The sequence below is a fragment of the uncultured Lutibacter sp. genome, from assembly GCF_937891065.1.
In the GTDB taxonomy this organism is placed as follows: Bacteria; Bacteroidota; Bacteroidia; order Flavobacteriales; family Flavobacteriaceae; genus Lutibacter.
This window is the reverse complement of the sequence record NZ_CALAEQ010000005.1, coordinates 23,387-36,625: the sequence shown is the minus strand read 5'-3', so window position 1 is coordinate 36,625 and position 13,239 is coordinate 23,387. Positions and strand designations below refer to the sequence as shown.

At 28.3% G+C, this 13,239-nt stretch carries 10 protein-coding genes and 1 pseudogene; 7 read left to right on the top strand and 4 right to left on the bottom strand.

Annotated elements, in window-relative coordinates; genetic code table 11:
- Positions 1 to 27 precede the first annotated feature (27 nt).
- The gene (fbp, locus tag Q0352_RS00645) at positions 28 to 1,065 is read right to left on the bottom strand and encodes a class 1 fructose-bisphosphatase (protein ID WP_299521985.1); all 1,038 of its coding nucleotides are present in this window, start codon (positions 1,063 to 1,065) and stop codon (positions 28 to 30) included.
- A gap of 119 nt (positions 1,066 to 1,184) precedes the next feature.
- On the opposite strand from fbp, the gene Q0352_RS00640 reads away from it, so the two are divergent.
- The 4 genes from Q0352_RS00640 to Q0352_RS00625 are packed head-to-tail and all read left to right on the top strand — an operon-like array spanning position 1,185 to position 5,232.
- On the top strand, positions 1,185 to 1,664 hold the full coding sequence (locus Q0352_RS00640) for a GNAT family N-acetyltransferase (RefSeq protein WP_299521982.1): 480 nt from the start codon (positions 1,185 to 1,187) through the stop codon (positions 1,662 to 1,664).
- Position 1,665: 1 nt separating this feature from the next.
- Entirely contained in the window at positions 1,666 to 2,913 is a 1,248-nt protein-coding gene (locus tag Q0352_RS00635; RefSeq protein ID WP_299521979.1) for an aspartate kinase, read from the top strand.
- A 37-nt stretch (positions 2,914 to 2,950) separates the two neighbouring features.
- Positions 2,951 to 4,783 (top strand): lysophospholipid acyltransferase family protein, encoded by a 1,833-nt coding sequence (locus Q0352_RS00630; protein WP_299521976.1) that lies wholly within the window; start codon positions 2,951 to 2,953, stop codon positions 4,781 to 4,783.
- The gene (locus Q0352_RS00625) at positions 4,780 to 5,232 is read left to right on the top strand and encodes a retropepsin-like aspartic protease (RefSeq protein WP_299521974.1); all 453 of its coding nucleotides are present in this window, start codon (positions 4,780 to 4,782) and stop codon (positions 5,230 to 5,232) included. The genes Q0352_RS00630 and Q0352_RS00625 overlap by 4 nt, the downstream gene beginning before the upstream one ends.
- Positions 5,233 to 5,242: 10 nt before the next feature.
- Here Q0352_RS00625 and Q0352_RS00620 read toward each other — a convergent pair whose 3' ends face one another.
- The 3 genes and pseudogenes from Q0352_RS00620 to panB all read right to left on the bottom strand — a co-directional run bounded on the left by Q0352_RS00620 (position 5,243) and on the right by panB (position 7,909).
- Complete coding sequence (locus Q0352_RS00620; protein WP_299521971.1) at positions 5,243 to 5,518, bottom strand: TM2 domain-containing protein; 276 nt, start codon at positions 5,516 to 5,518, stop codon at positions 5,243 to 5,245.
- 457 nt (positions 5,519 to 5,975) lie between these two features.
- A pseudogene (locus Q0352_RS00615) lies at positions 5,976 to 6,908 on the bottom strand (2-hydroxyacid dehydrogenase); the annotation flags it as partial.
- Between the two features lie 182 nt (positions 6,909 to 7,090).
- Complete coding sequence (panB, locus tag Q0352_RS00610) at positions 7,091 to 7,909, bottom strand: 3-methyl-2-oxobutanoate hydroxymethyltransferase (RefSeq protein WP_299521968.1); 819 nt, start codon at positions 7,907 to 7,909, stop codon at positions 7,091 to 7,093.
- Between the two features lie 164 nt (positions 7,910 to 8,073).
- On the opposite strand from panB, the gene Q0352_RS00605 reads away from it, so the two are divergent.
- The 3 genes from Q0352_RS00605 to Q0352_RS00595 all read left to right on the top strand — a co-directional run bounded on the left by Q0352_RS00605 (position 8,074) and on the right by Q0352_RS00595 (position 13,232).
- Positions 8,074 to 8,868, top strand: a complete 795-nt coding sequence (locus Q0352_RS00605; protein WP_299521965.1) for a sensor histidine kinase KdpD — start codon at positions 8,074 to 8,076, stop codon at positions 8,866 to 8,868.
- A 116-nt stretch (positions 8,869 to 8,984) separates the two neighbouring features.
- A complete protein-coding gene (locus Q0352_RS00600) occupies positions 8,985 to 12,602 on the top strand; it encodes a PAS domain S-box protein (protein WP_299521962.1) in 3,618 nt (1,205 codons plus the stop codon).
- Between the two features lie 60 nt (positions 12,603 to 12,662).
- Positions 12,663 to 13,232, top strand: coding sequence for a sigma-70 family RNA polymerase sigma factor (locus Q0352_RS00595; protein WP_299521959.1), 570 nt, complete (start codon positions 12,663 to 12,665; stop codon positions 13,230 to 13,232).
- The last annotated feature ends 7 nt before the right edge of the window (positions 13,233 to 13,239 follow it).

Genomic DNA, 13,239 nt, shown 5'->3' with positions numbered 1-13,239 from the left:
TTATAAAATTAATAAAAAATAATTTAATTAATCCTCTATTAATGCATAATTTGCATCTTCAGGGTATTTAGCCATCAATTCTTCAACTTTATCAACCATTGTTGTACTTCCACAGAAAAAAGGTACACGCTGATGTAATTCAGTTGGTTTAATATCTAAAATACGCATATAACCATCACTTGCTTTTCCGTTAGCTTGCTCAGCTAAAAAAGCCATTGGATTGCATTCGTAAAGTAAACGTAATTTCCCTTGTGGATTTTTAGTGCTTGTAGGATATAAATAAATACCACCTTTAATCATATTTCTATGAAAATCTGAAACTAATGAACCAATATAACGTGATGTATAAGGTCTATTTTCTTTTTCTTCTTGGCAATATTTTAAATAATCTTTTACTCCTTGCGGGAAATGAACATAATTTCCTTCGTTGATTGAATAAATTTTCCCGATTTCAGGATAATTCATATTTGGATGAGACAAATAAAATGTTCCTATTGCAGGATTCAGGGTAAATCCATTCACTCCATGGCCTGATGTTAAAACCAACATTGTAGATGTTCCATAAACAACATATCCTGCAGCTACCTGTTGATTTCCGCGTTGTAAAAAATCAACTGTTTCAACCGGTGTTCCTATAGGAGTTACACGGCGATATATTGAAAAAATAGTACCAACAGAAACATTTACATCAATATTTGAAGACCCATCTAAAGGATCCATTAATACAATGTATTTATTTTCGTTTGTTCCATGTTTTCCTTTAATTGTAACAAATTCATCTTCTTCTTCACTGGCAATTCCACAAACAATTTCTCTGTTTATAAGAGTTTGCATAAAAACATCATTGGCATATACATCCAATTTTTGCTGATCTTCACCTTGAATATTTGTTTCGCCTGCATTACCAGTTATATCAACTAAACCAGCTTTATTTACCTTATAATTAACAACTTTAGCAGCTAATTTAATTGAGCTAATTAATCTATTAAATTCCCCTGAAGTTGATTTGTAGTGTTTTTGATTTTCAATTATAAATTCTCCTAAAGTAAGGTTCTTGTTTGGCATAAATGTATTGAGTTGTTTGTTTGCACAAATATCGAGAAAATATTTTTTAAAAAGCGCCTTGTTTTTCAATTTCTTAAATTAAAGATTTTTACTTTAGCAAAAACAAAATATTTTTTGAAATGAGTTTTAAAATAAGAAAAGGAGAAAAATCGGATATGCCATCTGTTTTAAAATTAATAAAAGAATTGGCTCATTTTGAAAATGAACCTGATGCTGTAATAGTTACTATAGCAGATTTAGAAAAGGATGGTTTTGGAGAAACTCCATTATTTAAAACTTTTGTGGCTGAACAAGATAATGAGATTGTTGGAATGGCATTATTTTATCCACGTTACTCAACTTGGAAAGGCCCTACAATTCATTTAGAAGATTTAATTGTTACAAAAAGTAAAAGAGGATTAAATATTGGAAGTGCTTTATACGCCAAAGTAATTGAATATGGTTATAAAAAAGGTGTAAAACGTATTGAATGGGTAGTTTTAGATTGGAATACACCTGCAATTGAGTTTTATAAAAAAACTGGCGCTGTTGTGCTGGGCGATTGGAATACAGCACAAATGAACGAACAAGCAATTAAAAACTATATAGAAACACTTTAAAATGAGAATTTTTAAGTTTGGTGGAGCATCAGTAAAAGATGCTGAAAGCATAAAAAATATGCTTCGGGTTTTAAAACATGAAGGGTATGAAAATACGCTTATTGTGATTTCTGCAATGGGAAAAATGACCAACGCAATTGAAAAAATTACAGATTCCTATTTTTACAAAAAAGATGATTTACAGGAAAATATTGAATTTGTTAGAAACTACCACTTAAAAATTATAAATGAATTGTTTGAAGAAAAAAATCATCCAATTTATGTTGAAGTAGAAAGCCTACTTGGGCAATTAAGCGGATTTTTAATAAAAAATAAATCTACTGATTATAATTTTATTTATGACCAAATTGTTGGTTATGGAGAATTACTTTCCACTAAAATTGTTAACGCTTTTTTAAATGAAAACAACATTGAAACCAATTGGATTGATGTTAGAGACTATATAAAAACGGATGCTAATTTCAGGGATGCTTCAGTAAATTGGGAATTGACTTCAAAAAATATTTCAACATTAAATTCAAAAATAGTATATCTAACACAAGGGTTTTTAGGTTCTAATTCTAACGGAAAAACCACCACATTAGGGCGCGAAGGATCAGATTATACAGCAGCCATATTTGCATATTGTTTAAATGCTGAAAGCCTAACTATTTGGAAAGATGTTGAAGGTGTATTAAATGCCGATCCTCGTTTTTTTACAACTACCCAATTACTAAAGCAAATTTCATATAATGAAGCTATTGAAATGGCTTTTTATGGTGCTTCTGTTATACATCCGAAAACATTAAAACCTCTTGAAAATAAAAATATACCTTTATATGTGCGCTCTTTTTATACCATTGAAAATAAAGGAACTAAAGTAGGTAAAGGTCATGATTTAGTGCCTGAAATGCCTTGTTTTATATTAAAACAAAACCAAATTTTAGTCTCAATATCAGCGTTAGATTTTTCTTTTATGGTTGAAAATAATTTAAGTGAATTATTTAAAATTTTACATAATTATAAATTAAAAGTAAATCTTATTCAAAATTCAGCATTAAGTTTTTCAGTATGTATTGAAGATAAATTCAATAATTTTAAACAATTTTTAATTGATTTAGAATTAAAATATCAAATAAGTTATGTTGAAAATGTTTCATTATATACCATTAGACACGCAAATAAAATAGCAGTTTCTGAAATTGAACAAAAAGGAAAAGTGCTATTAAAACAAGCAACAAAAGGAACAGTGCAAGTTGTTATGCAATAATTTTACGTATTTTTGTATTTCTCAATAATTTAAACGGATGAGCCTAGTAACTGCAAAAGAAATTGCAAAAGTAATTAACCTTGATAAATACGGACTAATTGGTACTTTTTTTGGTTGGTTACTTATGAAAGTGCTCCGAATTTCTACCATAAATAAAATTTACAACAAGCACAAACATTTAAAAGATTTAGAATTTTTTACTGCCTTACTAGACGATTTACAAATTAAGTTTGAAATTCCCGAAGAAGACTTAAAAAGAATCCCAAAAGATGGAGCTTTTATTACCGTTTCAAATCATCCTCTTGGAGGAATTGATGGTGTTTTATTGTTAAAATTGTTAATCGAAAAACGACCAGATTATAAAATTATTGCCAATTTTTTATTGCATAGAATTGAGCCAATGAAACCTTTTATTATGCCTGTTAATCCGTTTGAAGACAGAAAGGACCAGCAGTCAAGTATCTCAGGAATAAAAAGTGCCTTGGCGCATATTAAAGAAGGAAATCCGTTAGGTGTTTTTCCCGCAGGTGAAGTATCTACCTATAAAGATGGAAAATTAATAGTTGATAGACCTTGGGAAGAAAGCGCTATAAAATTAATTCAAAAAGCTAAAGTTCCGGTAATACCAATTTATTTTCACGCCAAAAATAGTGCGCTTTTTTATGTTTTATCAAAATTTAATAGCAAATTAAGAACGGCCAAACTCCCTTCTGAATTACTTTCTCAAAAAGGACGAATTATAAAAGTTCGAATAGGGAAACCAATACATGTAAAAGACCAAGAAGAATATACCGACACTCAAGATTTTTGCGATTTCATTCGTAAAAAAACTTATATGTTAGCCAATCCTTTCCAAAAAGAATCAAAAACACTAAGCACGTCATCTTTAAAAATTCAAAAATTACCAAAAAAAATTGTTAGTCAAAAAAACCTTGACAAAATGATTCTTGAAGTTGAAGCACTTAGAAATAGTGATGGTCGTTTGCTTAAAAGTAAAAATTACGAAGTGTTTTTTGCTCCAAGTAAAAAAATTCCAAACATAATGTTTGAAATTGGACGCTTACGTGAAATTACGTTTAGAGAAGTTGGAGAAGGAACCAATGAGTCTATTGATTTAGATAAATTTGATGGTTATTATCATCATTTATTTTTATGGGATGATGAAGCTAATTGTTTGGTAGGAGCATATAGAATGGGCTTAGGTAAAAACATTTATCAAAAATATGGTATTGAAGGTTTTTATGTTCAGTCACTATTTAAATTTGAGCCTGAATTACATTCAATGATGGAATATTCTATTGAAATGGGACGTGCTTTTATTATAAAAGAGTATCAACAAAAACCAATGCCATTGTTTTTACTTTGGAAAGGTATCGTTCATATTACATTGCGTTATCCAAAATATAAATACTTAATTGGCGGAGTGAGCATTAGTAATCAGTTTTCAAATTTTTCAAAATCGTTAATGATTGAATTTATGAAGTCTCATTATTACGATCCATATATTGCGCAATATATTCATCCAAAGAAAGAGTATAAAGTAAAGTTGAATGATGCTGATAAAGACTTTGTTTTTGATGCTACTCAAGCTGATATGAATAAATTTGATAAAATTATTGATGAAATTGAACCTGGAGCTTTACGTATGCCTGTTTTAATTAAAAAATATGTTAAACAAAATGCACGTTTAGTTGCTTTTAATGTTGACCCAAAGTTTAATAATGCTATTGATGGTTTAATGTATATAAGAGTTGCTGATATTCCTGAAAGTACCGTGAAACCAGTGATGGAAGAGTTTCAAGCAGAATTAGAAAGTAGACTTGAAAATGAAAAAAATAAAGATGAAATTACTGAATCTACATCTACATGAGATTAAATAAAATTCTTTTAAGAAAAGGCTATACTAAAATAAACCTAAAAAAGATTAACACCAATCATTTTGAGTTAAAAGCAACCATAAACGGTATTAAAGGTAGATTTATTTTAGATACAGGTGCTTCAAATTCTTGTATTGACATTAATTTATCTGAAAAATTTAAGTTAGATGTTAAAGATTCTGAAACAAAAGCTGCTGGTGCTGGAGCGATTGATATTGAAACTAAAATTTCTTCAAAAAATAAATTAGAATTAAAAAAGTGGAATTATTATAACTGTCAAATCGTATTGTTAGATTTAACACATGTAAACACAGCTTTAACCGAACATAAAGCTAATGCTGTAGACGGAATTATAGGCGCTGATATTCTTGAAAAAGGCAAAGCAATTATAGATTATAAAAACCAGCTTTTGTTTTTAAAAAGGCTCGTATATAAACACTAGCCTTTTTGTTTTAAAACCACTCTTTTTTGTTGGTCTGATAAGTATTAATAAACTCTTCATCCGATTTTGTTAGATAAATAATTCCTTCAATTAAAGAAATAATCCCTACTATACCACAAGTTGCAAAAGTTAAAATTAGTTGAATAATACCCGTTTTAGTATATCCAAGAATAAATTTATGCACAGCAAACCCACCAAGTACAATTGCTAAAACACCAGCTACTATTCTTTTACTTTCTTCGTTACTTTTTTGAATTACTTTTCCGTTTTCATCTATTATTTCCATTATTTTTATTTTAATTTGTGTTATAAAATTACAATTTTTTTTATAAAAAAGGAGCATCAATTGGTTCCCAAAGTTCAATTTTATTTCCATCAGGATCTAAAATCCATCCAAATTTTCCATATTCATACTCTTCTACTTCACCAACAATAGTGACTCCTTCTTCTTTAAGTTTAACTAAAAGTTCTATTAAATTATCAACTCTATAATTAAACATATACTCTTTTGTTGAAGGAGAAAAATAAGTGGTGTCATTTTTAAACGGACTCCATTGTGTACTTGCGGGTTTCCCTTCTTTATCTTTCCCCAAAAAAGTGCAACCCCAATCATCAACATTAAAACCTAAATGGTTTTTATACCATTCTTTTAATATAGTCGGATTTTCAGTTTTAAAGAAAAGTCCACCAATACCGGTAACTCTTTTAATTTTCGGCTTAATTTCAGAAGTCTTTTTAGAAAAAAATTCAATTTCAACTTTATCAACAATTGTTTGCGCTAATTTAATGTTAGACTCAACAGTCCAACCTGCAATATGAGGTGAAAGTAGTACGTTTTCTGCATGAATTAAATAATTAAAAGCTTCTGGAAGCGTATCATTTTCGAATAAATTTTCAAATGATAATTTTTCATATTCTAATACATCTAAACAAGCTCCTAAAACTTTTTTACTAATAAGTGCTTCAACTAAATCATCTGTAACAACAGCTGAACCTCTTGCTGTATTAATTAAATAAAAAGGATGCTTAAAATTATTGATAAATGTATCATTTATCATATTGTGGGATAGCTTGTTAAAAGGAGTGTGTAAACTTAAAATAGTGGCTTTTTCTTGCAATTCTTCTAAGGAAACTTGTTTACAATTTTCATCGCCCACACCTTCTTTAATATCATAACAAATAACTTCAACATCAAAACCTTTTAATTTTTTAGCAAAGGCTTTGCCCATATTTCCATAACCTATAATACCAACTGTTTTACCTTCTAATTCAATACCTCTATTGGCCTCGCGTAACCATTTCCCATTTCTAATTTCAGAATCAGCTTTTTTTAAATTATTAAAAAGGCTTAAAATCATTCCCAAAGCATGTTCACCAACTGCATTTCTGTTTCCTTCAGGAGCTGAAATTAAACAAACTCCTTTTTTTTCGGCGTATTCTTCATCAATACTTTCAAGCCCTGCACCAACACGTGCAATAAATTTTAAGTTGCTTGCTTTGTCTAAAAACTGCTGATCAATGTTAAACCTACTTCTAATAATTACACCTTCGTATTTATTTATTTTTTCTTCAATTTCAAGTTTGGTTGATGTGTAATCTATTTCACAAATACAGCCTAGTTTTTCTAAACCAGTTTGAAGTATTTGATGATTGCTATCGATAAGTAAAACTTTCATTGGTTGATTTTTTGAATATTGGATTTTATAGTTCTAAGTTTTCAAAGAAAAACAAATTCCAAACTCCTATCTAAGAAAATATAAACCCTTTGACTTTTTAACTATAAATTAGGTTCGTTTTTTAGAATTTATATTCTTTATTACTTTTCAGTATTAAATCACACGTTGGAGTTAAGAGGCTTTTAATATTGCTCGTCTTCATTCGGAAAATCCCTGTTTTTAACATCTTTAATATAGCTTTCAAAAGCATCATTCATTTCTGTATATAAATCTAAATAGCGGCGTAAAAAACGTGGGTGAAATTCATGTGTCATTCCTAACATATCATGTGTCACCAATACTTGGCCATCTACTCCATTTCCTGCCCCAATTCCAATTACAGGAATAGATAAACTTTCAGCAACTTCTTTGGCTAGTTTTGCGGGAATTTTTTCAAGTACCAAAGCAAAACATCCCAACTCTTCTAACAATTTAGCGTCCTTTTTTAATTTTTCAGCTTCTTCCTCTTCTTTTGCTCTTACCGAAAAAGTTCCAAATTTATAGATAGATTGTGGTGTTAATCCTAAATGTCCCATTACAGGAATTCCGGCAGTTAAAATTCTTGAAATAGATTCAGCAATCTCACTTCCTCCTTCCAATTTAACAGAATGCCCTCCAGATTCTTTCATAATTCGAATTGCAGAATCTAAGGCGCTTTTAGAGTTTCCTTGATAACTACCAAAAGGCAAATCTACAACAACAAGAGAACGGTTTGTAGCTCTAACAACTGAACTTGCATGATAAATCATTTGATCTAATGTAATAGGTAAAGTTGTTTCATGACCAGCCATAACGTTAGAGGCTGAATCACCAACTAAAATAATATCAACGCCTGCATTATCAACAATTTTTGCCATGGTATAATCATAAGCGGTTAACATGGCTATTTTCTCACCATTGTTTTTCATTTCCGTTAATGATTTTGTGGTAATTTTTTTGTAACTTTTTTTTGCTGTTGACATTCTATATTGTTTAAATCTTAAAAGGTAAAAGTAGTAAAAAAAAAAGTTTTGTTTTAAAAAGATTTCTTTTTAAAATTTTCAAAATTAGATTTATAGTTAAGCTGTTAAATTTAATTTTGCAAAATATTATAATAAGATTATATTTACTTCAAAATAAGTCTATTTTGGGTGAAAGTAAAAAAAATTCTGAAGTTTACATTAATGAATTAGAAGAAAAAATAGTAGATCTAAGTTTAAGGTTAAAGGGCAAAACCAGCGAATTAAACTCAGTTAGAGAAAGCAATACTAAATCTATTGGTAAATTAATTCATAATTTAAGAAACCCCGTTGGAGTTATTTTTTCTTTTACAGATATGATTCTAGAAGATCTTGAAGAGTATACTCCTGAAAAATTAGAAAAACATTTACAAATAATTAAAAATTCAGCTAGTTTTTCATTAGAACTATTAACAATAGTTGCTAAATATTCACAGCTACAATCACCTAATTTAACGTACTCCTTTCAAAGTTTAAACTACACTGAATTAGTAAACGATATTTTAAATGAATTTAATGCTATCTCAGTTGAGAAAAACATTAAAATTGAACGTGAATTTTCTAAAAACCCAATTAGTTTAACTATAGATGTCACTGAATTTGCAGTATCTTTAAGGAATATTATAAATAATGCATTTCGTTACTCAAATAATAATACTACAATTAAAATAACTATAAAAGAGAATTTAAACACCGTAGAAACTATAATTATTGATGAAGGAATTGGAATTTCAGAAGATAATTTACCCGCTATTTTTAATGAATTTTTTGTTGTAAACACTTACTCAGAAGATAAACAAAAATGTATTGGGCTAGGTTTGGCTATTACAAACAAAATTATTCAAGACCATAAAGGTACGATTTCTGTAACAAGCCTTATAAATAAAGGAACACAAATTAAAATAATTCTCCCTAAAAAATAATGTTTTGTTTTTATTATAAAGTTCTTATATTTAACTATCTATATTTAAATAATGAAATAAAAACTTTTGACAAATTTAAGGTTACTGAAAATCCATAAAATTATCCTAAAACCCCTATGCCAACAAAACAAGAATTAAATGATAAATATTTTTACTTTTTTGAAAACGCACCTATCGCCCTTTGGATAGAAGATTTTTCTGAAGTTAAAAGTTACGTTGAAAAGGAAATTTTAAAAAATAATTTAGATATTAAATCTTTTATTGCTGGCAATCATGAAGTTATTCAAAAATTAAGCTCTTTAGTAAAAATAAAAGAAGTTAATGCAACTGCCGTTAAGTTATATAAAGCTAAAGATAAATCACATTTATTAAAGAATGTAACTAATGTGTTTACAGAAAAATCATTTGAAGGGTTTTCACAACTAGTTACAGATATTTTAACAGGTAAAAAAGAATCTTCAATAATAACTGTTAATAAAAATTTAGAAGGTGAAGAATTTGATGTTTTACTTAAATTTAGTGTTGAATCTGAAAATAATACCTTAGAAAATGTAATTGTATCAGCTGAAAATGTTACTGATAGAATTAATTCTAACAGAAAACTTGATACTACTAAAAATATTTTTTCAAATACACTTTCAAGCATAAAAGATGGTTTAGTAATTTTAGATCATAACTCTAATTATTTATACATAAATCAAGAAGCTGCAGTTTTATTAAATATTAAAAACCCGCAAAAGCTTATAGGAAAAAATATGTGGAATGAATTTCCTGAGAAAGAAGGCGATACATTTTACGACTCCTACCAAAAAGCATTAAATACAAAACAACCAATACGGTTTGAAAATTATTTTAAACCTTGGAATCGTTGGTTTGAAAATAGAATTATACCTTCTAATGAAGGAATGTTAATTTTTTTTCATGAAATAACACATAAAAAAAAGTCCGAAGATAAAATTCAAGAAGCTTATAATATTATAAACAAAAGCTCGTCAGTTGCAATTCTAATTAAAAACATATGGGATTTCCCTGTTGAATTTGTTTCTGAAAACGTGTTCAATTTATTTGGTTACTCTAACTTAGAATTCTTGTCAAATAAATTAAAAATAGCAGAAATAGTACACCCTGAAGATTTACTATTTATTAGAAATGAACTTATAAAGTTAATTAAAAGTAACGATGTTCAAACAATAAAACCAAAACCTTTTAAAATAATTACTGCAAAAGGTGAAGTTAAATGGATACGATCTAGCATTGATGCAATTAGAAATAAAAATAATGAAATAACTCATATTCAGGGAATAATAGAAGATATTACAGAACAAAAAAACACTGAAGATTTACTATTTGAAAGAACACAACGATTAAAAGATCAATTTAACAACACACCGTTGGCTTCAATTATGTGGGATTTAGATTATAAAATTTTAGAATGGAATGATGCTGCCGAACGAATTTTTGGATATACTGCAGAAGAAGTTAAAGGAAAAATATGTAAAGATTTATTAACACCACCTCCTTTAATTTCTAAGATGAAAGAGCTTAGAGATACGTTATTCGTTCAGAATTTAAGTTTTAAAAACACCAATGAGAATATAACAAAAAGTGGAAAAATAATAACTTGTAAATGGTATAGTGTTACATTAAAAGATGCAAAAAATAATATAATTGGAGCTGCTTGCCTAGTAGATGATATTACTGAACGAGTTAATGTCAAGAAATTAATTGAAAAATCAGAAAAAAAATATAAAGCAATTTTCGAAAAAACAATTGACGCGGTTTTCATATTAAAAGATAACGTGTTTATTGATTGTAATGAGGCTACTTTAAATATGTTTGGATACGAAAGTAAAGAATCATTTTTTAAAATACATCCATCTAAAGTATCACCTGAAATACAAAAAGGAGGCGAAAGCTCTTTTATAAAATCTGAAAGAATGATTAAAATTGCTTTAGAAAATGGAAGCAATAGATTTAGATGGAGTCATCAACAAAAAAATGGACATATTTTTCCAGCTGAAGTTTCTCTAACAAGAATTGAAGATGTTGATAATAAACAAACAATACATGCTGTTGTTAAAGATATAACAGATACAGTAAAAAATGAAGAGCTTGAAAATGTATTATATAACATTTCGAAAGCCGCATTAACTACAATTGATTTTCATGAGTTTGGAATGTTTATTAAAAATGAATTGCATAAAATAATGAACACAAATAATTTTTTTATAGCACTTTATAACGAAGAAACAGACATGATTTCAACACCTGTCTTTGTTGATGAAAAAGAAGAAGTTGAAGACTTTCCTGCAACAAACTCTTTAACAGGTTATGTAATAAAAACACAAATCCCATTATTTTTAACGAAGAATGAACATAATCAGTTAATAAAACAAAAAAAAGTAGGATTAATAGGTTCAGCTGCAGAATGTTGGCTAGGAGTTCCTTTGCTAATTAATAATAATTCTATTGGCGCAATAGTTGTGCAAAGTTATACAAATGAAAATGCCTATACTGAAAACGATGTGCAATTATTAGAATTTGTAGCTGATCAAATTAATACAACTATACAACGAAAAAAAGTTGAAGATGAATTAAAAATTGCTTTAATAAAAGCGCAAGAGTCCGATAAATTAAAATCGTCTTTCTTGGCAAATATGAGTCATGAAATTAGAACACCCATGAATGGAATTATTGGGTTTTCAGAATTATTTTTAGAGCCTAATTTATCAGATGTTGAAAGACAAAAATATGCTAAAATTGTAATTAATAGCAGCAAACAACTATTGTCAATTGTAAACGATATTTTAGATATTTCAAAAATTGAAGCTGGTGCAGTTCAATTACATTATGAAAGTATTAACTTAAATAAATTGTTGGATAATTTACTTAACTTTTACAAACCTAAAGCCCAAGAAACAAACCTGAAAATACGGTGTGTAAAAGGATTAACCGATTTGGAAAGTTTTATTGAAATTGACAACGTTAAGTTGAATCAGGTTTTAACAAATTTACTATCAAACGCGTTTAAGTTTACCGATGAAGGTAGTGTTGAATTTGGTTATCAACTTATAGGAGATAACCTTCAGTTCTACGTGAAAGATACTGGTATGGGTATTGAAAAAAATATTCAAGATCAAATTTTTGATCGGTTTATTCAAGCTAATATAGATTTAAGAAAAAAACTACAAGGAACAGGACTTGGATTGGCCATTTCAAAAAAATTTATTGAATTATTTAAAGGTAAAATTTGGATAGATTCTAATAATAACGGAACCACTATTTATTTTACAATACCATTCATAAAAGCGAAAACATCACAAATAACTTCTGTAGTAGAAGACCAAAAACCAATATTTCAAGTGAAAGATCAAGAATTAACAATATTAGTAGCTGAAGATGAAGAGTATAACATGATGTATATTCAAGAATTATTTTCGAAAACCAATTTTAAAATTATTGAAGCAGATAATGGGAAACAAGCAACTGAATTATCAGATAAACATCCTGAAATTGATTTGATATTAATGGATATTAAAATGCCTATTATGGACGGAAATGAAGCAATGAAAGAGATTAAAAAGAAAAGACCTTTATTACCTATAATTGCGTTATCAGCATTTGCAATGGAATCTGACAAAAAAGAAGCTATAAGAGTAGGTTTTGATGCTTATTTAACAAAACCAATTGACAAAAAGTTGCTTTTTAATTTTATCGGAAAATATACTAAATAAATATATCCTATATCCGTTGGGAATAATTAGCTATTTTAGCTTTTAATCAATTAAAATTTAATGTCATCAACAAATAAACATATTCTAAATCCAAATAAATGGATTGAACTTCATGCCGATTATTTGTACAACTACACAATTAGCAGAATTAACAATCAAGATTTAGCAAAAGACATTATACAAGATACTTTTTTTGCAGCGTTAAAAGCTCAAGCTAATTTTAAAGGTTTAGCAAGCGAACGAACGTGGTTAATTTCAATTTTAAAAAGAAAAATTATTGATCATTATCGCAAAATAAATTCAACAAAAGGGAAGGCCGAAGTTAAAATGAATTTTTATTCGGATGGTGATAGAGAAGGAGAATGGATTGAAGAACGCGCTCCAAGTTCTTGGGGAAGTGAAATTGAACAAGTTATTGAAAATGATGAATTGAGTGAAGCCTTAGAAAATTGTATTGAAGCTTTGCCAGATAAATATGCCTTGGTTTTTAGAATGAAAACCATTCAACAGTTTGAAACAGAGGATATTTGTAAGGAGTTAGACATTACATCGTCAAATCTTTGGGTAATTATCCATAGAGCCAGAACTCAATTAAGAAAATGCATGGAAGAAAGTTGGTTTAAAAATTAAAGAATAC